Source organism: Stenotrophomonas maltophilia group sp. RNC7 (genome assembly GCF_030910085.1).
GTDB classification, from domain to species: domain Bacteria; phylum Pseudomonadota; class Gammaproteobacteria; order Xanthomonadales; family Xanthomonadaceae; genus Stenotrophomonas; species Stenotrophomonas sepilia.
The window spans coordinates 32,584-52,368 of record NZ_JAVFVN010000348.1 but is presented as its reverse complement, the minus strand read 5'-3'; the positions used below and the strand labels follow the sequence as shown (position 1 = coordinate 52,368).

Annotated in this window: 21 protein-coding genes and 1 pseudogene; 9 read left to right on the top strand and 13 right to left on the bottom strand. The window is 67.5% G+C overall.

From position 1 onward, the window contains the following. Positions 1-70 precede the first annotated feature (70 nt). Positions 71-1,177 (top strand): glycerophosphodiester phosphodiesterase, encoded by a 1,107-nt coding sequence (locus RCF13_RS05660; protein ID WP_111201476.1) that lies wholly within the window; start codon positions 71-73, stop codon positions 1,175-1,177. A gap of 144 nt (positions 1,178-1,321) precedes the next feature. On the opposite strand, the gene RCF13_RS05655 is transcribed toward RCF13_RS05660, so the two are convergent. Further along, entirely contained in the window at positions 1,322-2,092 is a 771-nt protein-coding gene (locus RCF13_RS05655; protein ID WP_134955687.1) for a rhomboid family intramembrane serine protease, read from the bottom strand. Between the two features lie 106 nt (positions 2,093-2,198). Continuing rightward, complete coding sequence (locus RCF13_RS05650) at positions 2,199-3,161, bottom strand: TerC family protein (RefSeq protein ID WP_308140946.1); 963 nt, start codon at positions 3,159-3,161, stop codon at positions 2,199-2,201. A 349-nt stretch (positions 3,162-3,510) separates the two neighbouring features. Between RCF13_RS05650 and RCF13_RS05645 the strand changes: the two genes are divergently transcribed. From RCF13_RS05645 to RCF13_RS05630, 4 genes are all read left to right on the top strand, one after another. Beyond that, positions 3,511-4,680: a class I SAM-dependent rRNA methyltransferase gene (locus RCF13_RS05645; protein ID WP_049417152.1), complete on the top strand. Its 1,170-nt coding sequence runs from the start codon at positions 3,511-3,513 to the stop codon at positions 4,678-4,680. 96 nt (positions 4,681-4,776) lie between these two features. Further along, on the top strand, positions 4,777-5,457 hold the full coding sequence (locus RCF13_RS05640; protein ID WP_061480426.1) for a YafY family protein: 681 nt from the start codon (positions 4,777-4,779) through the stop codon (positions 5,455-5,457). A gap of 59 nt (positions 5,458-5,516) precedes the next feature. Continuing rightward, positions 5,517-5,819: an antibiotic biosynthesis monooxygenase gene (locus tag RCF13_RS05635; protein ID WP_061480425.1), complete on the top strand. Its 303-nt coding sequence runs from the start codon at positions 5,517-5,519 to the stop codon at positions 5,817-5,819. Positions 5,820-5,923: 104 nt separating this feature from the next. Further along, entirely contained in the window at positions 5,924-7,165 is a 1,242-nt protein-coding gene (locus tag RCF13_RS05630; RefSeq protein ID WP_134968176.1) for a dipeptidase, read from the top strand. Between the two features lie 93 nt (positions 7,166-7,258). Here RCF13_RS05630 and RCF13_RS05625 read toward each other — a convergent pair whose 3' ends face one another. The 4 genes from RCF13_RS05625 to RCF13_RS05610 all read right to left on the bottom strand — a co-directional run bounded on the left by RCF13_RS05625 (position 7,259) and on the right by RCF13_RS05610 (position 10,876). Then, a complete protein-coding gene (locus RCF13_RS05625) occupies positions 7,259-8,686 on the bottom strand; it encodes an amino acid permease (RefSeq protein WP_134968177.1) in 1,428 nt (475 codons plus the stop codon). Between the two features lie 158 nt (positions 8,687-8,844). Then, positions 8,845-9,264, bottom strand: a complete 420-nt coding sequence (locus RCF13_RS05620) for a hypothetical protein (RefSeq protein WP_134968178.1) — start codon at positions 9,262-9,264, stop codon at positions 8,845-8,847. Further along, positions 9,261-9,890 (bottom strand): leucine efflux protein LeuE, encoded by a 630-nt coding sequence (leuE, locus tag RCF13_RS05615; RefSeq protein WP_049417162.1) that lies wholly within the window; start codon positions 9,888-9,890, stop codon positions 9,261-9,263. Before leuE ends, RCF13_RS05620 begins: the two co-directional genes overlap by 4 nt. Before the next feature lie 14 nt (positions 9,891-9,904). Then, a complete protein-coding gene (locus RCF13_RS05610; protein ID WP_134968179.1) occupies positions 9,905-10,876 on the bottom strand; it encodes a LysR family transcriptional regulator in 972 nt (323 codons plus the stop codon). Positions 10,877-10,967: 91 nt separating this feature from the next. On the opposite strand from RCF13_RS05610, the gene RCF13_RS05605 reads away from it, so the two are divergent. Then, on the top strand, positions 10,968-11,975 hold the full coding sequence (locus RCF13_RS05605) for a zinc-binding alcohol dehydrogenase family protein (protein ID WP_134968180.1): 1,008 nt from the start codon (positions 10,968-10,970) through the stop codon (positions 11,973-11,975). Positions 11,976-12,136: 161 nt separating this feature from the next. On the opposite strand, the gene RCF13_RS05600 is transcribed toward RCF13_RS05605, so the two are convergent. Continuing rightward, entirely contained in the window at positions 12,137-12,742 is a 606-nt protein-coding gene (locus RCF13_RS05600) for a glutathione S-transferase N-terminal domain-containing protein (protein ID WP_134968181.1), read from the bottom strand. A 45-nt stretch (positions 12,743-12,787) separates the two neighbouring features. Between RCF13_RS05600 and rmuC the strand changes: the two genes are divergently transcribed. From rmuC to RCF13_RS05585, 3 genes are all read left to right on the top strand, one after another. Further along, a complete protein-coding gene (gene rmuC / locus RCF13_RS05595) occupies positions 12,788-14,344 on the top strand; it encodes a DNA recombination protein RmuC (protein ID WP_134968182.1) in 1,557 nt (518 codons plus the stop codon). Positions 14,345-14,415: 71 nt separating this feature from the next. After that, positions 14,416-14,811, top strand: coding sequence for a hypothetical protein (locus RCF13_RS05590; protein WP_061480418.1), 396 nt, complete (start codon positions 14,416-14,418; stop codon positions 14,809-14,811). A 124-nt stretch (positions 14,812-14,935) separates the two neighbouring features. Further along, positions 14,936-15,481: a glutathione peroxidase gene (locus RCF13_RS05585; RefSeq protein WP_061480417.1), complete on the top strand. Its 546-nt coding sequence runs from the start codon at positions 14,936-14,938 to the stop codon at positions 15,479-15,481. 85 nt (positions 15,482-15,566) lie between these two features. Here RCF13_RS05585 and RCF13_RS05580 read toward each other — a convergent pair whose 3' ends face one another. The 6 genes and pseudogenes from RCF13_RS05580 to RCF13_RS05555 all read right to left on the bottom strand — a co-directional run bounded on the left by RCF13_RS05580 (position 15,567) and on the right by RCF13_RS05555 (position 19,651). After that, complete coding sequence (locus RCF13_RS05580; protein ID WP_154351674.1) at positions 15,567-16,568, bottom strand: VacJ family lipoprotein; 1,002 nt, start codon at positions 16,566-16,568, stop codon at positions 15,567-15,569. Position 16,569: 1 nt separating this feature from the next. Further along, entirely contained in the window at positions 16,570-16,881 is a 312-nt protein-coding gene (locus RCF13_RS05575; protein WP_049417176.1) for an STAS domain-containing protein, read from the bottom strand. Then, a complete protein-coding gene (locus tag RCF13_RS05570) occupies positions 16,871-17,533 on the bottom strand; it encodes an ABC transporter substrate-binding protein (RefSeq protein WP_061480753.1) in 663 nt (220 codons plus the stop codon). Before RCF13_RS05570 ends, RCF13_RS05575 begins: the two co-directional genes overlap by 11 nt. 56 nt (positions 17,534-17,589) lie before the next feature. Beyond that, positions 17,590-18,054 (bottom strand): annotated as a pseudogene (gene mlaD / locus RCF13_RS05565) (outer membrane lipid asymmetry maintenance protein MlaD); the annotation flags it as partial. 59 nt (positions 18,055-18,113) lie between these two features. Beyond that, positions 18,114-18,863: an MlaE family lipid ABC transporter permease subunit gene (locus RCF13_RS05560; RefSeq protein WP_005414955.1), complete on the bottom strand. Its 750-nt coding sequence runs from the start codon at positions 18,861-18,863 to the stop codon at positions 18,114-18,116. Beyond that, entirely contained in the window at positions 18,863-19,651 is a 789-nt protein-coding gene (locus tag RCF13_RS05555; protein ID WP_014039019.1) for an ATP-binding cassette domain-containing protein, read from the bottom strand. Before RCF13_RS05555 ends, RCF13_RS05560 begins: the two co-directional genes overlap by 1 nt. Between the last annotated feature and the right edge of the window lie 134 nt (positions 19,652-19,785).

Sequence of the window (19,785 nt, the reverse complement as noted above, 5' to 3'; positions counted from 1 at the left end):
CAGGCTTCCCCCACCTGTCACATTGCCGCCGCATACTGACGGCCATCACATACCGCTTGGGGAAGTCGCAGTGAAGTCGTGGGGTTGTGCGTTGCTGTTGTCGCTGGCCGTGGCACCATCGGTGGCCATGAGTGCTGAATCCTCCACCCCGGCCGCACCCAAGGTGTCGGTCTACGGCCATCGCGGGGCAAGCGCACTGCTGCCCGAGCACACCTTGGCCTCGTATGCGCAGGCGATCGCCGATGGCGCCGACTACATCGAACCGGACCTGGTGATGACCAGGGACGGGGTGATGGTGGCCCGCCACGAGAACGAAATCGGTGGCACCACCGACGTCGCCTCGCATCCGGAGTTCGCCAGCCGCCGCACGAGCAAGGTGATCGACGGTCAGAAGGTCGATGGTTGGTTCACCGAAGACTTCACCCTGGCCGAGCTGAAGACGCTGTACGCACGTGAGCGCCTGCCGGAACTGCGCAGCACCGCCTACGATGGCCAGTTCCGCATTGCCAGCCTGGACGAGATCCTGGCCTTCCTGGTGCAGCAGGCCGGGCGTGCCAACCGCGGCATCGGCCTGGTGCCGGAGATCAAGCACCCGACCTACTTCCAGTCCATCGGCCTGCCGATGGAGGACAAGTTGCTGGCTGCGCTGCGTGGCAACGCGTACACCAATGTCGGGCCGGTCACCATCCAGTCGTTCGAGACCGCCAACCTGCGCTACCTGCGCGGCAGGATCGGCCAGGGCAGCAACATCCGGCTGCTGCAGCTGCTGTGGAAGGGCGATACCCAGCCGGCCGACATCGTCAAGGCCGGCGGCGCGCTGACCTATGCGCAGATGATGACCCCGGCCGGCCTGAAGGACATTGCCGGCTACGCCGATGGTATCGGCCCCGAGCTGCGTTCGATCATTCCACTGGATGCCAAGGGGGCGCTGGGCACGCCGACCTCGCTGGTACGTGATGCGCACGCCGCTGGCCTGATGGTGATTCCGTATACCTTCCGCCCGGAAAACCACTTCCAGCCCAGCAACCTGCGCAAGGGTGCCGACAGCGCGCGCAATGCCGAGGGATCGATTGCCGAGATGCGGGCTTACCTGGCGACGGGCATCGATGCGTTCTTCACCGATGACCCGGCGCTCGGCCGGCAGGCGGTGGATGGGATGGGCGCGGCGGGGAACTGATTCTCCTGGTAGTGGCCGGCCCCGGGCGGCCACCCAACCCAATGGAACCAACCTAGATTAGATATAAGGGCAGCGGCCCGCACCGCCCCCCCCCCCACCTTGTGTACATTTTTGGGCCGCCCCGCCCCCGCCACTACCCTCGCCTCATCCGCGCGGTTCGTCCGGGCGGCGGAACGGGATCACCACGTAGTCCTGGCCCTCGCGCGGCTGCCACAGTACCGGCACGCGCTGCGGTGACGGCGGCTCCAGTTCGTCGTCGGACAGCGGCTCAGCCTCGTCTTCTTCGTCTTCCCAGCTGTAGCGCTGGCGCGGTGGCAGTGGGTCGGCGTTGCGGAACAGCAGCGCGGCGATGATGCCGGCGAAGGCGCCGCCCATGTGCGACTGCCAGGACACACCATCGGCGTGCGGCAGGATGGTCATCAGCATGCCGCCGTAGAACAGCATGCCGATCAGACCGGTGGCGATCGCCGCACGGTCGCGGCGCAGCAGGCCGAGGCTGGCCAGCAGGAACATCAGGCCGTGGGTCACGCCACTGGCGCCCAGGTGCACGCTGCCGGGATTGCCCAGCATCCACGCGCCGAGGCCCGAACCCAGCCACAGCAGGGGCAGCGCGCGTACGGTGGCCTTCGGATACACGCTGCCGGCGAGGGTGCCGAGGATCAGGATCGCGATGCTGTTGGCGGCGATGTGCTCGACCGAGGCATGCAGCATCGGGCCGCCGATCAGGCCGAGCAGGCCCTTGGCTTCCAGCGGTGCGACCGCCCACGGTCGCCAGTCGAACGTGCCCTGCAGGGCGAACACGGCCACCAGCACCAGCACGGCGGCCAGGCTGACATTGAACGCCCGCAGGATGCGTGAGCGATCATTGCGGGGGGCCGGCACGTCGCCGGCGGGCAGGGGCGCGTTGTTGTCCATACCTCAGCAATGGCGGTGACTGGCGCGAAACCAAGGCCACCGTAACGGGAGAGTGGAGGCGGCCGGCGGGACAATCCCACCGGCCGCGCCGTTCAACGGGTCAGGCTCAGGCCTGGCCTTCGCCTTCCTTCGGCGGGTACTTCAGGCTCAGCACCACGGTCGCGGCGATGATCACCGCCACCACGCCCAGCGAGACCGGGGTCGGGATCTTGAACAGGTCGATGATCATCATCTTGATGCCGATGAAGCCCAACAGCAGTGCCAGGCCGTACGGCAGCAGGTGGAAGCGGTCGGCCATGCCGGCCAGCAGGAAGAACATCGCGCGCAGGCCCAGCACCGCGAACACGTTGGAGGTGAGCACAATGAACGGGTCGGTGGTGATCGCGAAGATCGCCGGGATGCTGTCCACGGCGAAGATCACGTCGGTGACCGCAATCAGGATCAGCACCGCGAACAGCGGGGTGAACCAGCGCAGGCCATCACGCTTCACGCTCAGCGCGTTGCCGGCGTAGTCCGGCAGCAGGCGCAGGTGCTTGCGCATCCAGCGCAGGGCCGGATTGGTCTCCAGGTCCGGCTCCTGGCCGGCGGCGAACCACATCTTCCAGCCGGTGAACAGCAGGAAGGCACCGAACACGTAGAGCAGCCAATGGAACTGGCTGATCAGCACGCTGCCGGCGAAGATCATGATCGTACGCAGTACGATCGCACCCAGAATGCCGATGATCAGCACCTTCTGGCGTTGCTCCTCCGGCACCGCGAAGTAGCTCATGATCATCAGGAAGACAAAGATGTTGTCGACCGCCAGCGCCTTCTCGACCAGGTAGCCGGTCAGGAACTCGAGGCCGACCTTGTTGGCCACGACCTGGCCGGCGGTCTCATTCAGGTAGTACCAGAGGCCGGCGTTGAACAGCAGGGCCAGCGCGACCCAGCCGATGGACCACCACAGGGCCTCCTTGAAGGTGACCTTGTGCGGTCCACCATGGCGCATCAACACGAGGTCGACCAGCAGGGCGATGACCACCACCGCTGCGAAGCCGCCCCACAACCACACGTTACCGATCGTCTGCATTGGGAATGTCCGTTGGAAAGATGAATGCCAGGCCGGACGGCGAGGATCTGCAACGGAGGATCGGGAGGGGATCCAGGGACAGAGCTTCGCCGGTACGGCGAAGGTCTCGCTCGCAGTTCCAGTCGGCTGGAACTGCCGTTGCACCGGAGCCTGCGGGCTCGAAATGACGGCGACAACGTCTGGGAGCTACTCCCCTTCTGGCGCCGATTCTGCCGTCTGGCCCCGCCGCCGTCAAATGCCGGTTTGCCGGGGTCGGATCCCCAACGGGGCTCCGACCCTGGGCCGTCGCCACACTGGGGTCAGAGCCCCTGCGGGGATCCGACCCCGGCGCCCGGTTTACAATGGGTGGATGAATACCCCCCTTCCGATTGTCCGCCTCAAGAATGCGTGGCGCTCCAGCCACCCGTGGATCTTCCAGAAACTGGTCGAGAAGCCGACCGTCCGGCCCAAGCCCGGTTCCATCGTCGACGTGGTCGGCATCGATGGCGAGTTCATTGGCCGCGGGTTCTACAACGGACACTCGCGCATTGCCGTGCGCATCCTTGAAACCGATCAGAACGTGCCGGTGGATGCCGGCTGGTTCTCGCGCAAGATCGCCCAGGCGGTGTCGCTGCGCCGTGAGGTGCTCAAGCTCGATGCGGTGTCCGACGCCTGGCGTGTCGTGCACAGCGAAGGCGATGGCCTGTCCGGCCTGGTGGTCGACCGCTACGGCGATCTGGTGGTGGTCGAGTTCTTCGCCGCCGGCATGTTCCGCCACCGCGAGTGGATCTACGACGCCCTGCGCGAACAGTTCCCGGGCTGCCGCTTCCACAGCTTCGCCGACGAGCACGTGCAGAAGCAGGAAAGCTTCGATTTCCACGGCAACACCACCACCGAAGCGTCGGTGATCACCGAGTACGGCATCAAGTTCCGCGCCGACCCGGCCGGTGCGCACAAGACCGGCTTCTTCGCCGACCAGCGCGAGAACCGCGAATGGCTGAGCCAGCAGGTGGAAGGCAAGAGTGTGCTCGACCTGTGCTGCAACACCGGCGGTTTTGCCGTATACGCGGCGGCGCGTGGTGCTTCGGAAGTGATCGGGATCGACATCGACGAGGACGTGATCCAGATCGCCAAGGGCAATTCGCGCCTGAACAACGTGCGCCCGAAGTTCATCCAGTCCGATATCTTCCCGTGGCTGCGCGACGCCGCCAACCGCGGTGAGCAGTACGACGTGGTGATCCTGGACCCGGCGAAGATGACCCGCGACCGCGACCAGGTCATCACCGCGCTGAAGAAGTACCTGGACATGAACAAGCTGGCGCTGGGCGTGGTCAAGCCGGGCGGCCTGTTCGCCACCTTCTCCTGCACCGGCCTGGTGGCCGAGGACCAGTTCCTCGACATGCTGCGCCGGGCGGCGTACTTCTCCGGCCGCACGATCCAGATCCTGAAGGTGGCCGGCGCTGGTCCGGACCATCCGTTCATGGCCCACGTGCAGGAATCGCGTTACCTCAAGGCCGTGTTCTGCCGCGTGGTGGATTGACCGCGGGACCGCCGATCTCTGTAGAGCCGAGCCCACGCTCGGCTGATCGGCCTGGCAGCCGAGCATGGGCTCGGCTCTACACAACCAAGACCGACCATGCGCAAAGCCGACCGCCTGTTCCAGCTGGTCAACCTGATCCGCGTGCGCCAGCCGGTGACCGCCGCCGTGCTGGCGGCGGAACTGGGCCTGTCGGTGCGCAGCATCTACCGCTACGTCGATGATCTGTCCGTGGCCGGCATCCCGCTCTATGGCGAGGCCGGTATCGGCTATCGCCTTGATCCCGGTTTCGAACTGCCGCCCCTGAGCCTGGATGCGGCAGAAGCCGAGGCACTGCAGCTGGCCGTGGAGATGCTGGCCTGCAGTGGCGCGGGCGACCTGCAACCTGCGGCGCGTTCGCTGCTGCACAAACTGCAGGCGGCCATGCCCACGCGTGCGACCAGCCCACGCACTGCCCGCGCGCTGCGTGCCATACCCGTTTCGCTGCCGTGCTGGCAGCCACTGCATACGGCTATCGCCGACGGCCGCAGTGTGCAGCTACGATATCGCACGTTGCAGGGCGCATCGAGCGAGCGGACCGTGCACCCGCTTGGCCTGTTCCACTGGGGCCAGCACTGGACACTGGGCAGCTGGTGCGCGCTGCGCCAGGACTACCGCGATTTCCGCCTGGACCAGATCGAAGCCCTCGCTGAAGCAGAGGGGCTGGACCTGCCGGCGCAGGTCGGTCTGGAAGCCTATCTGCGCCACCAACAGCGGGCCTGGGCGCTGCGCGGCCACTGACACCCCGCTGGCAGCAGGGGCTGCGCAGACTGCGCGCTCCTCCCACAAAGGGCATCTCCATGCACCCTGCTTCTTCCGTCCTCGAACTGGCCGTGTTCACCGTCAAACCGCACGCCCGTGCCGACATGCCGATGCTGCGTGAGCGGCTGCGCGCGGCCATCGCGCAGTTTCCCGGTCTGATCGACTACCAGCCGTTCTCGCCGATGGACGGCGACGACCGCTTCGTCGACATCGCGCACTGGCAGGACCTGGCCAGCGCGCAGGCGGCGGCACAGGCGTTCGCCGGTGGTGATGCGCGCTTTGCACCGTACATGGCCGCCATCGATGAGCTGCAGCTGATGCAGCACTTCCTGCCGGGTTGATCGACGCCTGGCACCCGTCTGTCAGTGCCGGGCTCATGCCCGGCCCTACAAAAAGGCCCGGCGCAGCGCTATGGTCGGGCTCTTCCCATTGCCGGTGAGAGCCCATGCCTTCGTTGCGCCACCTGTCCGTCGTGCTCGCCCTGGCGCTGTGCGCGCCGCTGTCGGCCCACGCCATCGAGTTCAGCGCGCAGGAGCTGGCCCGTGCCAAGGCGCTGCAGCAGCGCCTGGTCACGCTCGACAGCCACCTCGATACACCGGCCAATTTCGGCCGAGCCGGTTTTGACATCGAGCAGCGCCACGACCGCAACGCCCTTTCGCAGGTGGATTATCCACGCATGGTCGAAGGCGCGCTGGATGGCGGCTTCTGGGCGATCTACACCGATCAGGGCGACCGCAGCGCCGCAGCGCATCTGGCCGAACGCGACCACGGGTTGCAGCGGTTGATGCAGATCCGCGAGATGCTGGCGGCCAATCCCGAGCGCTTCGCACTGGCGCTGACCGCCGATGATGCCGCGCGGATCAAGGCCGCCGGCAAGCGCGTGGTCTACATCAGCATGGAAAATGCCAGCCCGCTGGTGGCCGACCCCAGCCTGCTTTCGTTCTACCACCGCGCCGGCCTGCGCCTGCTCAGCACCGTGCACTTCGCCAACAACGAGTTCGCCGATTCGGCCACCGATCCCAAGGGGGCCGAGTGGAAGGGCCTGAGCCCGGCCGGCAAGGAGCTGGTGCGGCAGGCGGTGAAGCTGGGCATCGTGATCGACCAGTCACATGCATCGGATGCGGTGTTCGACGATCTGCTGGCAATGATGCCGGTACCGTTCGTGCTGTCGCACAGCTCGGCCAAGGCGGTCTACGACCACCCACGCAATCTCGACGACGCGCGCCTGCGCAAGCTGGCCAAGGCCGGCGGCGTGATCCAGGTGAATGCCTATGGCGGTTACCTGATCGACACCGCAAAGACGCCCGAGCGCAAGCAGGCCGAGGAAGCGCTGAGCAAACAGCTGGGTGGCTGGGAAGGCATGGGCATCGAACAGGGCGTTGCCCTGCTGAAGGCCGAGCAGGCGCTGGACCACGAGCATCCAGTGCGCCATGCCAGCCTGGACGATTTCTTCGCCCACTTCGAGCACATCCTCAAGGTGGTCGGGCCCGAGCACGTGGGCATTGGCCTGGACTGGGATGGCGGCGGTGGCCTGAGTGACCTGCCCGATGTCAGCCAGCTGCCGAAGATCACCGCGTGGCTGCTGCGCAAGGGCTATACCGAGAAGCAGATTGCCGGCATCTGGGGCGGCAACCTGCTGCGGGTGATGCGCCAGGTGCAGGATTACGCCGCAAAGCAGGGCGGTTGAAACGCCCTGCGGTAGTGCCGGCCGCTGGCTGGCATTGCCCCTGTCAACAGGATGCGGGTTGCCGGCCAGCGGCCGGTACTACCGGTGATCCGTCTACTTCGCGATCAGTGCGTGGCGGCGGCTGTACAGGAAGTACAACACCAGGCCGGCCACGTTCCACAGCAGGAAGTACAGCTGAGTGGTGTGCGGCAGGCTGATGAACAGGTAGACGCAGCCCAGTGCGGCCAGCGGGCCGACCACGAAAGCCACCGGCGTGCGGAAGGTGCGCTCGCGGTTCGGCTCGCGCAGGCGCAGCACCACCAGGCAGACACCCACTGCAGTGAACGCGGCCAGGGTGCCGGCATTGGCCAGCGCCGCGATCTCGTCCAGGCGCGCCACGCCGGCCAGCGCCGACACCACCACCGCGGTGAACAGCGTGGTCGCCACTGGCGTGCCGGTGCGTGCGTTGACCTTGGACAGGCCACGCGGCAGCAGGCCATCGCGGCTCATCACGAAGAAGATGCGGCTCTGGCCGTACAGGAAGGCCAGCAGCACGGTCGGCAGCGCGATGATCGCGATCACGCCGATCACCATCGCTGCGGTCGGATGGCCCAGCTGGCGCATGATCAGCGCCAGCGGCTCGGCGCTGTGGCCGAACACCGCGTAGCTCATCGCACCCACCGCAGCCAGCGCCACCAGCACGTAGACGATGGTGCAGCCGATCATCGAACCGATGATGCCGATCGACAGGTCGCGGCCCGGGTTCTTGGTCTCCTCGGCGGCGGTGGAGATCGCATCGAAGCCGTAGAAGGCGAAGAAGATGATCGCTGCCGCCGCCATCACGCCGTGCTCGACGCCATCGGGGCCCATCGACTTGGCAAAGCCGTACGGCATGAACGGCTGCAGGTTGGCGCTGTCGAAGGCGGGCAGGGCCACGGCCACGAAGATGGCCAGCGCGATCAGCTTGAACACCACCAGGATGGCGTTGAGCGTCGCGCTCTCCTTGGTGCCGGCCATCAGCATGCCGGCCACCAGCCAGGTGATGATGATCGCCGGCAGATTGATCATGCCGCCTTCCACATGCGGGCCGGCCGCCAGCCAGGCCGGCAGGTGCACGTTCCAGCCGAACTGGGTATGGACCCATTCGAGGAAGCCGACGAAGTAGCCGGACCAGCCCACCGCCACCGTACTCACCACCAGCGAGTACTCCAGGATCAGGCTCCAGCCCACCACCCAGGCAAACACCTCGCCCAGCGCGCTGTAGCTGTAGGTGTAGGCACTGCCGGCGGCCGGCATCATCGTCGACAGCTCGGCGTAGGACAGCGCCGCACAGGCGCAGACCGCACCGGCGATGGCGAAGGAGATCAGCACGGCCGGGCCGGCCAGATTGGCACCCACGCCGATCAGCGTATAGATGCCGGTACCGACGATGGCACCGATGCCCAGCGCGATCAGGTGCGGCCAGCTGAGCGTCGGGATCAGACGCCTGCCGGCTTCGTGGACGGTGACGGAATCTAGGGACTTGCGCCGGAACAGGGACATGCAGGCCTCGGAAGGGGTGACTAAGAACGACAAGTTCCCGAGTGTGACCGAACGCAGCGCAGCATTACCACTGACGGGGGTCATGCATGGCGGGGCGCGCGCTGCGCCCCGGCCAGGCTGCCGGAATCGGCATAAAGGGCCGTCGGCCCGGTGCCGCCTCAGGGAGTGCTGGGCCAGTGGCAGCCGTCTTCCTGCCAGGCCTCGGGGTCATCGTGGAAGGCGGTGGTGCGGCCGTCGCGGGCGCGTTCGTAGCTCAGGTCCAGCACCAGCGCGCCCTGGGTGCTCAGCCGGTAGCGGCCGTTGACCCGTCCGTCGATGCGCTCTTCCCAGACTCTGTCGAACTGGTAGGGGCGATCCTCGGCCAGCACCGTGGTTTCCAGCGAAACCCGGCGCAACCGCAGGCGTTCGCGATGTCCGGCGTAGCGCACGTCGGACTGCCCGTCCTCCAGCCAGCGCCATTCCAGGTGGATGCTGCCGTTGCGACCGCCGGTCAGGCAGCGATGGTCCTGTACGGTGGCGCCAGAGGCGGTGCCGGCGAACAGCAGGGCCAGGCCGAGCAGCGGCAGCCGCCCGTTCATCCGTTCAGCCCCAACCGGATGCCGAACCCCACCAGGAACAGGCCGGCCACGCGGCGCAGCGCGTCGCTGATCCGCGGGTGCTGGATCAGCCGGCGACGGGCCAGGTTGCCCACGCCGATCAGCATCGAGCAGTAGGCGATGCTGACCACCAGGATGATGCCGGCCAGCGCCGCGAAGGTGGCGATGCCCTGATGTGCCTTGGGATCGATGAACAACGGCAGGAAGGCCATGTAGAACAGGATTGCCTTCGGGTTGAGCAGGCTGACCAGGATCGCCTGCTGGAAGTAGCGGCCCGGCTGCATGCGGATCGGGCCGGCATCACCGCCCTCGTGTTTCGGTGTGCGCAGCAGGCCGATGCCGACCCACACCAGGTAGGCCGCACCCAGGTACTGCACGGCGTGGAACACCAGCGGGTTGGCCTTGAGCAGCGCGGCCACGCCGGCCAGCGCGAGCCACATCAGGATCTGGTCGCCGACCAGCAGGCCGGCCAGTGCGGTGTAACCGCCGCGCACGCCACCACGGCCGGTGGCGGTCAGCAGGGTGAAGGTACCGGGGCCGGGCAGGGCGAGAAACACCAGCACGGCGACCAGAAACGTCCACAGGTCCTGGATGCCCATCCACGGCATGGCGGCGTTCTCTCTTACGGGGGGCCGCCATTGTCGGCCAGCGCCGGGACTGGCGACAGGGGGCCGGCAGGACCCTCGGGCATGCCAGACAGCAGAGGTTGCAGGTGCTGGCGCAGCTGCGCGTGCAGCTGCCGCACCGCCGGCGAGAACTGTTTGCGGTGCGGGCAGACCAGCTGCAACGGTATGTGGCTGCCGATGCCGTCGAGCAGCAGCTGCAGGCGTCCTGCGAGCACATCCTCGCGCAGGTCCAGCCAGGATTTGTAGGTGATGCCTTCGCCGGCCACCGCCCAGCGCCGCACCACATCGGCGTCATCGCAGACCAGCGGGCCGCGCACCGGAATCACGCTGCGGCGCCCGTCGACCTCGAACGACCAGCGATCATAGGCGCGGCCACTGAGCTGGTAGACCAGGCAATCATGCTCGCGCAGATCCTCCAGGCGCGTGGGCGTGCCGCGCCGCTGCAGATAGCCGGGTGACGCCGCGAGTACGCGCCGATTGCCTTCCAGCAGGGGCAGGGCCACGTAGTTGGCGTCGTCGAAGTGGCCGATGCGGATGGCCACGTCGACCGGGTCGCGGAACACGTCGGCCACTTCGTCGGACAGGCGCAGGTGCAGGCGCAGCCGGGGGTGCGCGGCGCGAAAGGCGCTCAGCCAGGGCAGCAGCAGATTTCGACCGAAGTCCGACGGCGCCGACAGCTGCAGGGTGCCGTGCAGTTCGGTGTCTTCGCCCTGCACGCGCGCCTGGCCCTCGCGCAGGGTGGCCAGCACCTCCTGCGCATACGGCAGGTACAGCGCCCCCTCGCCGGTCAGGCGCAGGCTGCGCGTGGTGCGCACGAACAGGCGCAGGTCCAGCTCGCGTTCCAGCCGCGCCACCGCCGCAGCAACCTGCCCCGGCAGCAGGTCGGCTTCGCGGGCCGCCTGCGAGAAGCTGCCCAGTGCGGCAGTACGGACGAACAGCTGCAGATCGTCGAAGCGGATCATCTTCATCGCCAGAGTGAAAGTGCTGCCCGATTCTGCGCCTTTCCGAGGGACCGCGTGCGGCGCAACCTGTCGCCTCCTTCCCCACTGGACCGCTGCCATGCGCGCCATTGCCTACACCCAAGCCGGCCTGCCGATCGATGACGCCCAGGCCCTGATCGACATTGAACTGGAACTGCCGCAGCCCGGCCCGCGTGACCTGCGGGTGGCGGTACGCGCGGTGGCGGTGAACCCGGTCGACACCAAGGTCCGCCGTGGCGTGGCCACCGACGGCCCGCGCGTGCTGGGCTGGGATGCGGTCGGCATTGTTGATGCGGTGGGCAGCGAGGTGACCCTGTTCCAGCCCGGCGACGCGGTCTACTATGCCGGCGTCATCGACCGCCCGGGCAGCAATGCGCAGTACCAGCTGGTGGACGAGCGCAGCGTCGGGCGCAAGCCGGCCAGTCTCGACGATGCCGCCGCCGCAGCGTTGCCACTGACTGCAATCACCGCCTGGGAGCTGCTGTTCGACCGCCTGCGCATCCCGGAGGGTGGTGGCGAAGGCCAGACCCTGCTGGTGATCGGTGCTGCCGGTGGTGTTGGTTCGATCCTGGTGCAGCTGGCACGGAAGCTGACCAGGCTGACCGTGATCGGCACCGCCTCGCGCCCGGATACCCAGGACTGGGCGTACGCAATGGGGGCACACCACGTGATCGACCACAGCCTGCCGCTGGCCGAGGGACTGGCGCGGCTCGGCATCAGCGAGGTGCAGCATGTCGCCAGCCTGACCCACTCCGACCAGTACTACGCGCAGATCGTCGAACTGCTGGCACCGCAGGGCCAACTGGGGCTGATCGATGACCCGGGCCAGATGGACGTGATGGCGCTCAAGCGCAAGGCACTGTCACTGCACTGGGAGTCGATGTTCACCCGGCCGCTGTACCGCACCGCCGACATGCAGCGCCAGCACGACCTGTTGAACCGTGTGGCCGAGCTGATCGATACGGGCGTGCTGCACACCACCCTGGGCGAGCACTTCGGGCGCATCGACGCGGCCAACCTGCGGCGTGCCCACGCGCTGCTGGAAAGCCAGCGCGCCAAGGGCAAGATCGTGCTGGAAGGCTGGTAACACCCGGTTTTTCCTGTAGAGCCGAGCCCACGCTCGGCTGCCGTCAGCGCACGCCGCTCAGCCGAGCATGGGCTCGGCTCTACAGAGATTCATCCACGAATGGCATGGATCCACCGTGTCGACCCAGGTCGACACCTGCTAACAGCGGCCGGCACCTCCCCTCAGGCCACGCCGTTGTCGACGTGGGCGGTGAAGCCCGGTTGCTCGCGCAGCCGTTCGAACCACGCCGAGAGGTGTGGCAGCACGGGCTTGTTGCCGGGTGTGCTGCGCCAGCGCTGGGCCGACAGCCCGAGCACGATGTCGGCCAGGGTGAAGGCGTTGCCCGCCACGTAGCCGTTGGTGGCGGCCAGCTGTGCATCAAGCACAGCCATCAGCCGGTTCCACTGCGCCAGGCTGGCCTCGGCGCGGGCATCGTCCGGGTAGTCCGGATGCTGGCGCACGCGCGCCATGAACACGTGCCGCCAGGCGTTGTTGAGGTCGCTGGCCTGCCAGTCCATCCACTGCTCGACCTGGGCGCGGCCCTGCGCCGTACCGGGCAGCAGGTCATCACGGCCAGCACGTGCGGCCAGGTAGCGGCAGATGCTGTTCGATTCCCACAGCACGAAGCCGCCATCGCGCAGGACCGGCACCTGCCGGTTCGGATTCAACGTGGCCAGCAGGTCCGCCGGTGGTTCTGGCTCGTGCTGGAGTGGCAGGTCGAGGCCGGCGCACAGCCACAGCACCTTGCGCACGTTGATGGAGGTCGGCTTTCCGTACAGAGCGAGCATGGTCCTGACGCAGCAGCTGAGACTCGGCCAGCCTACACTTGCCCCATGCAAACCGAATACCTGCTCATTGCCGGCCTTCTATTGGCCGTGCTCATCCTGCAGCTGGTCGCCCTGCTGCGCCGCCCGCCGCATGACCGCCTGGAACAGGCCGTGCGCGAGGAGGCGCGCGCCGGGCGCAGCGAACTGCGCGAACAGCTCGATGGCTTCGCCCGCGCGCTGACCGATCTGTCCACCCGCACCGATCAGCGCCTGGACCTGCTGCGCGAAGCGCTGGGCGAAGATGCCCGCAAAGCGCGCGCCGAAGTGGCCGACAGCCAGCAGCGCGGCGCAGCATTGATGGGGCAGCGGCTGCAGGAACTGCGCGGCCAGCTGGAGACCTTCGGCCAGCAGCAGGAGGCACGCATCCATGCGTTTGGCCAGCAGCTGCAGGAGCTCACTGCGCGCACCGATACCCAGCTCGGGGCGCTGCGCCAGACCCTGGTGGACGATGCACGCAAGGGCCGCGAGGAGGGCGCGCTGTCGCAGCAGCGCCTGACCGACAGTCTGGGCCTGCGCCTGCAGGAACTGACACAGCGCAACGAGCAGCGCATCGCCGAGATGCGCGCCACGCTGGAGGAACAGCTGCGCGCGCTGCAGAACGACAACGCGCAGAAGCTGGAGCAGATGCGCCACACCGTGGACGAGAAGCTGCAGTCGACGCTGGAAACGCGGCTGGGCAATTCCTTCAAGCTCGTCTCCGAGCGCCTGGAACAGGTGCAGCGTGGCCTCGGCGAGATGCAGCAGCTGGCCACCGGCGTCGGCGACCTCAAGCGCGTGCTGACCAACGTCAAGAACCGCGGCAGCTGGGGTGAAGTGCAACTGGAGAACATCCTCGAGCAGACGCTCACCCAGGAGCAGTATGCGCGTGCGGTGAAGGTGCGCCCGGAGAGTGGCGAGATGGTCGATATCGCGGTGCGCCTGCCGGGCCGCAGCAGCGACGACACGCCGGTGTGGCTGCCGATCGACTCCAAGTTCCCGCGCGAGGACTACGAGCGCCTGCTGGACGCACAGGAACAGGGCGATGCCGAAGGCGTGCGCCTGCAGGGCATCCAGCTGGAGCGCGCGGTGCGCGTGCAGGCCAAGTCGATCTGCGACAAGTACATCGTGCCACCGCACACTACGGACTTCGCGGTGATGTTCCTGCCCACCGAAGGCCTGTATGCCGAGGTGATCCGGCGCCCGGGCCTGGTTGACCTGCTGCAGCGCGAGCACCGTGTGGTGGTGGCCGGACCGACCACGGTCACTGCGTTGCTCAACAGCCTGCAGATGGGCTTTCGCACGCTGGCCATTGAAAAGCGATCCAGCGAAGTGTGGAGCCTGCTGGGTGCGGTCAAGAGCGAGTTCGGGAAGTTCGCCGGCATCCTGGAAAAGGCCGAGAAGCAGATCACTACCGTTGGCCGCAGCATCGGCGAGGCCAGCCGCAAGACCCGCACCATCGAACGCCGCCTGCGTGGCGTGGAGTCGCTGGCGTCCGAACAGGCGCAGTCGCTGCTCGGCGACCTGGCCGAGGGTGATGCGGTGGCCGAGGAGGAAGGCAGTGACGGCGAGGGCGATGAGGCCTGAGCCACGCTGACACGCCGCCTGCATCGCCGATGGGTATGCTGGCGGCCTGTCCGCTTCGACCAGGTACCGCCATGCGCCTGCCCCGCTTCACCAGCCTTGTCCTGACCGCGCTGCTCGCCGCCTGCGGCAGCGCGCCAACGACCGTGGGCACGACCACGCAGGCCGCCTCCAGCACCCCCGAAGCGGTCGAGGCCTACCGCGAAGCACGCGACGTCGACTGCCAGGCCGCCGGTGGCACCCTGCAGCGGCTCGGCCGGCTGCAGCGCGAGCAATGCGTGATTCCCTATGCCGACGCCGGCAAGGCCTGCAGCCGCAAAAGCGACTGCACGGGCCAGTGCCTGGCCGCAGGCGAGGCACTGGCCGGCGATGCGGCGTCCGGTACCTGCCAGCGTGATGCCAGCCAGAACTTCGGTTGCCGCCAGCGTATCGAGGACGGCAAGGCGCAGGGCATGATCTGCGTGGATTGAATCCTGCCTGTAGAGCCGAGCCCACGCTCGGCTGATGCCACAGCAGCCGAGCGTAGGCTCGGCTCTACAACTGCGCGCGCGGCGCTATGCTGGTGGGCCATTCCCGCCGTAGCCGGAGCCCCGCGTGAGCACCCCGATCCAGGACATTCCCCTCACCACCATCGACGGCCAGCCGTCCTCGCTTGCCGACTACCAGGGCAAGGTGCTGCTGCTGGTCAACGTCGCCTCCAAGTGCGGCCTGACCCCGCAGTACGAAGGCCTGCAGGCGCTGTATGCGGAAAAGCATGCGCAGGGCCTGGAAGTGCTGGGCTTCCCCGCCAACAACTTCCTTGGCCAGGAGCCGGGCAGCGAGGCCGAGATCCAGCAGTTCTGCCAGCTCACCTACGATGTCAGTTTCCCGATGTTCTCCAAGATCAGCGTGGCTGGCGAGGACACCCACCCGCTGTACCAGCAGCTGACCGCCGCGCAGCCGCAGTCGATCGGCGAAGGCCCGCTGCGCGAGCGCCTGGCCAGCAAGGAGATCCCGATCCATCCGGCACCGGCGGTGCTGTGGAACTTCGAGAAGTTCCTGGTCGGCCGTGATGGCAAGGTGATTGCACGCTTTGCCCCGGACGTGGCGGCCGATGACGTGCGCCTGCGCGACGCCATCGAGGCCGCGCTGGTGGCCTGAGCAAAGCGTGCCAATCCGGGTTGGCACCTGCCGGAAAAGAAAAACCCCGCCGAGGCGGGGTTTTTTCATGCACGGGTTGCAGCGATCAGTTGCTCCAGTTCGGCATCGGCATCGCATCCACGGGGATCGGCGAATTGGCATCGTCATGGCCGCGGTCGCGCTTGCTGCGCAGGTCGTTCTCGATCTGGTAGTTGCGGCGCTGCATCCACGCATCGCGCACCAGCGAGTACTCGTCCACGGCGGTGTCGCGCAGATCATCGATCGCCAGCAGCTGTGCGCGGGTGTCGACCAGCTGCAGGCCCTGCAGGCCGATGCGGACCTTGTCTTCCTCGATGCGGCGGATCGGCGACAACGGGATGTCACCGGCCAGGCCGAACACATCGCGCACGGTACGCGGGCCGAAGAACGGCAGTTCCACGTAGCGCGAACGACGCCAGCCCCAGGCACCCAGGGTCTGGCCAAAATCTTCATTGCGACGCGGCACCATCGCCTTGCTGGCCGGATCGAACAGGCCACCGATGCCCAGCGTGCTGTTCATCAGGAAGCGGCCGAGGCTGTCCCACGCATCGGCACCGCGGCCCTGCAGCAGCTGGTTGGTGATGGTCACCGGTGCGCGCAGGTTGCTGAAGAAGTTGCTGACGCCGGTACGCGCGAAGCGCGGCACCACGTGGGTGTAGGCCGTGGCCAGCGGGCGGGCGATGCCACGGTCGACCGCGTTGTTGAACTTGTGCACCTTGCGGTTGAACGGTTCCCACGGGTCATAGGCGGCCGCACTGCCGGTGTTGCTGGCACCACCGTACAGGGCATCGAAATCATCATCACCGCCCGGTGCAGTGGCCGCGGCGGTCTTGGCCGCATCGGCATCGGCACTGGTTGCGGGCGGGGTCGGCGCCGCAGCGGTGGCGATCGGCGGGCTGTCCACCGGGGCCACCTCGGTCACGCCGGTGTCGGCGGGCGCCGCTTCGGCGGGAGCGCCGGCCGCGACCACGGTGCTGGCGACCGGTGCGTCGCTGCGCGCGGGCTTGCCGGCACAGGCGGTCAGGGCGATGGCCAGGAGGATCAGGGGGAAAGTGCGTACGACGTTCATGTCAGCTCGCAGCAGAAGTAGCGTTGAAGTCCAGGTCGGGCGACAGCCGGTAGGCCGCGCTCAGCTCGTTGAAGCCGGCCGGCGCGCCGGAAATGGCCAGCGCATGGCCCGCCTTGCGTGCCCGGGAGGCCAGTTCGGCCAGCAGGGCCAGGCCGGCGCTGTCCACGCGCTCGACCTCGCCCAGCTCCAGCCGCGCCAGCTTGGCTGGCAGGGCCTGCAGTTGCGGCCACAGTGCAATCACCGCGGCACGGTCGAGCACCCCGCGCAGGCGCAGGGTGTCGCCTTCCAGCAGCGCCAGTGCGTTACTTGCCATTGCCCGCCGGCCCGGCCTGCATGCTGCCGCTGTGCAGCTCGCTGGCCACCTGCTTGATGCCCTTCTGGCGCAAGGGCGTATCGAACTGGTTGCGGAAGGTCTGCACGTAGGAAATGCCTTCGATGTTGACGTCGAAGATCTTCCACTGGCCGTTCACGTTGCGCATCCAGTACTCGACCGGGGTCGGTTCGTTGCCGGCGCGCACCAGTTCGGTGCTGACGCGCACGCCACGGTTGCCCGGCAGCGGGCTTTCACCCTTCAGGCGGAAGCTCGGCTTGCCCTGGATGTTGAGCAGGGTCGAACCGTAGCGCTGCATCAGGCTGTCGGCCATCGCATCGGCGAACAGCTTGATGTCGGCGTCGGAGGCGCCGCGGGCGTGCGGGCCCAGCACCAGGCGTGCCGCATAGTCGCGGTCAAAGGTGCGGTTCAGTTCGCTGTCGATGTAGCTGCGCAGGCTGGCCGGGTTGCTGCTGAACTCGCTGCGGCGCTGCTGCAGCGTGGTGAGAATGCGCGTGCTGGCATCGATCACCACCTTGCCGGCCTGGCCCTGCGCTGCGGCAGCGGCGGGGGCGGCGGCCTGGGCCTGGGCAAGGAACGGGGTGGCCATCAGCAGCGCCGAGGCGAGCAGGGCGGGGATCAGTTTCATTTTCATGGTTGCGGTTCCGTTGCAGGCGCCTGCGCGCCATCGTTGGGCTTCTGAGCAGCGCCGCCACCGGCGCCGCCACTGAACATGTACTTGCCGACCAGCTGGATCAGGTCCACCGCCGGCTGGGTGAAGACGATCTCGTCACCGGCCTTCAGCACGTCCGGGTCACCGCCCGGCTGCAGACCGATATAGCTCTCGCCGAGCAAACCACTGGTGAAGATGCCCGCCGAGGTGTCCGCCGGCAGGTCCTTGACCTTGCTGTCCATGCGCAGGGTCACGATGGATTCGAACTTCACCGGATCCAGGTCGATCGAGGCGACCTGGCCGACGGTGACGCCGCCGATCTTCACCGGCGCCTGCTTGCGCAGCTGGCCGACCTGGGAGAAGCGCGCCTTCAGCTCGTAGCCCTGGCTGCCCCAGCTCCAGCGCTGGTTGGTCGAGGCCACGGCCAGCACCATCAGCGAGGCCAGGGCCAGCAGCAGGAATGCGCCAACAGAGAATTCGAGTCTGGGACCGCGGATGGCCATGTGGATTACCTGATCGAGTCGTGGTGGCCGCGCGCGCCTGCGCACCGCCGGTGGAGGGGTTAGGTGAACAACATTGCCGACAGCACGAAGTTGAACATCAGCACCAGCAGCGAGGCATTGACCACCGCACGGGTGGTCGCCACCGAGGTGCCCTCGATGGTCGGCTCGGCGTGGAAACCAACATAGGCGGCGACCAGCGCTGCGGTGCCGCCGAAGATCGCCGACTTCAGCATCGCCACGCCGAAGTCATCCCAGAAATCGACGCTGTTGCGCAGTGCCGACCAGAACACGCCATTGTCCAGGCCCAGCACATGCACCGCTTCGAAGTAGCTGGCGCTGATCGCCAGCGAGCAGAAGATGCCGGTCAGCAGTGGCACGGTCAGCACCGCCGCCCAGAAGCGCGGTGCGACGGCTTTGGCCACCGGGTCGATCGCCATCAGCTCCAGTGCCTTGATCTGGTCGGTGGCGCGCATCAGGCCCAGTTCGGCGGCGATCGAGCTGCCGGCGCGGCCGATGAACAGCAGCGCGGTCAGCACCGGCGCCAGTTCCCGGTACAGCGACAGGCCGAGCAGGGTCGACAGCGCGTCGGCCGCACCGAAGGTGGTCAGCGTGCGGTAGCCCTGCAGGGTCAGCACCAGGCCGACGAAGGCACCACCGACGGCGATGATCGGCAGCGAGCGTGCGCCGATCTTGTAGATCTCGCGGGTCAGCTCGGCCAGGAAATCACGGGTCGGCAGCGAACCACGCAGCACGGTCAGCGAGAACAGGCCGGCGCGACCCAGCGAGCGGGTGGCTTGGACGAACGGCATCAGGCGACCCTCGCGCGCGGCGCGGCATCGAACGGAATGGGGCCATCGGGCTGGCCGTGCAGGAACTGCCGCAGCAGCGGGTCCTGGCTGGACTGCAGCGCCTCGGGCGTGCCCTGGAACACGATGCCGCCATTGGCGATGGCGATCACCTGGTCGCAGATCGGCAGGGTCTCGTGCACGTGGTGACTGACGATGATGCTGGTCAGGCCCAGGCTGTGGTTGAGGCGCTGGATCAGGCTCATGATCACGCCGGAGGCGATCGGGTCCAGCCCGGTCAGCGGCTCGTCGTAGATCATCAGTGGCGGATCCAGTGCCAGCGCGCGGGCCAGCGCGACGCGGCGCGCCATGCCGCCGGACAGTTCGCGCGGCCAGGCATCGGCAGCGGCCAGCAGACCCACGGCATGCAGCTTCATTTCCACCAGGCGGCGCAGCACGGCGGTCGGCAGGCGGGTATGCGTGCGCAGCGGCAGCGCGACGTTTTCGGCGACGGTCAGATCGGTCAGCAGGCCGTTGCCCTGCAGCAGAACACCCACGCTCTTGCGCATTTCCAGCAGCGCGCCGCTGTCATGCGGGATCGGCTTGCCGAACAGGGTGACCTCGCCGGCGACCGGACGCAGTTCGCCGGTCAGTGCCGCCAGCAGGGTGGACTTGCCACTGCCGGACGGGCCCAGCACGGCCGTGATGCTGCCCTTGGGCACCTGCAGCGACACGTCGCGCAGGATCGTGCGCCCGCTCCGGTCGATGCGGACGTTGGATAACTGCACCAGACTGGAGGTGGAAGCCGACATGGGCACCATTAACGTTTTTTAGACATCGAAGGATCGGGCCCATCGGCTGAACATAAGCAGACTGGACGGTCCAGTATTGTGGCACGGCATGACCCTTGCCAGGCCGGGACAATCGGCTGGCAGCGCGGAACAAT

Coding starts and splice junctions, on each gene's coding strand:
- RCF13_RS05610 (WP_134968179.1), bottom strand. CDS start 10,876: ATGAAGATGATCCGCTTCGACGATCTGCAGCTGTTCGTCCGTACTGCC.
- RCF13_RS05605 (WP_134968180.1), top strand. CDS start 10,968: ATGCGCGCCATTGCCTACACCCAAGCCGGCCTGCCGATCGATGACGCC.
- RCF13_RS05560 (WP_005414955.1), bottom strand. CDS start 18,863: ATGCCGTTCGTCCAAGCCACCCGCTCGCTGGGTCGCGCCGGCCTGTTC.
- RCF13_RS05635 (WP_061480425.1), top strand. CDS start 5,517: ATGCACCCTGCTTCTTCCGTCCTCGAACTGGCCGTGTTCACCGTCAAA.
- RCF13_RS05625 (WP_134968177.1), bottom strand. CDS start 8,686: ATGTCCCTGTTCCGGCGCAAGTCCCTAGATTCCGTCACCGTCCACGAA.
- RCF13_RS05650 (WP_308140946.1), bottom strand. CDS start 3,161: ATGCAGACGATCGGTAACGTGTGGTTGTGGGGCGGCTTCGCAGCGGTG.
- RCF13_RS05570 (WP_061480753.1), bottom strand. CDS start 17,533: ATGAAAATGAAACTGATCCCCGCCCTGCTCGCCTCGGCGCTGCTGATG.
- RCF13_RS05590 (WP_061480418.1), top strand. CDS start 14,416: ATGCGCCTGCCCCGCTTCACCAGCCTTGTCCTGACCGCGCTGCTCGCC.
- RCF13_RS05555 (WP_014039019.1), bottom strand. CDS start 19,651: ATGTCGGCTTCCACCTCCAGTCTGGTGCAGTTATCCAACGTCCGCATC.
- rmuC (WP_134968182.1), top strand. CDS start 12,788: ATGCAAACCGAATACCTGCTCATTGCCGGCCTTCTATTGGCCGTGCTC.
- RCF13_RS05620 (WP_134968178.1), bottom strand. CDS start 9,264: ATGAACGGGCGGCTGCCGCTGCTCGGCCTGGCCCTGCTGTTCGCCGGC.
- RCF13_RS05600 (WP_134968181.1), bottom strand. CDS start 12,742: ATGCTCGCTCTGTACGGAAAGCCGACCTCCATCAACGTGCGCAAGGTG.
- RCF13_RS05575 (WP_049417176.1), bottom strand. CDS start 16,881: ATGGCAAGTAACGCACTGGCGCTGCTGGAAGGCGACACCCTGCGCCTG.
- RCF13_RS05630 (WP_134968176.1), top strand. CDS start 5,924: ATGCCTTCGTTGCGCCACCTGTCCGTCGTGCTCGCCCTGGCGCTGTGC.
- RCF13_RS05655 (WP_134955687.1), bottom strand. CDS start 2,092: ATGGACAACAACGCGCCCCTGCCCGCCGGCGACGTGCCGGCCCCCCGC.
- leuE (WP_049417162.1), bottom strand. CDS start 9,890: ATGCCGTGGATGGGCATCCAGGACCTGTGGACGTTTCTGGTCGCCGTG.
- RCF13_RS05640 (WP_061480426.1), top strand. CDS start 4,777: ATGCGCAAAGCCGACCGCCTGTTCCAGCTGGTCAACCTGATCCGCGTG.
- RCF13_RS05580 (WP_154351674.1), bottom strand. CDS start 16,568: ATGAACGTCGTACGCACTTTCCCCCTGATCCTCCTGGCCATCGCCCTG.
- RCF13_RS05645 (WP_049417152.1), top strand. CDS start 3,511: ATGAATACCCCCCTTCCGATTGTCCGCCTCAAGAATGCGTGGCGCTCC.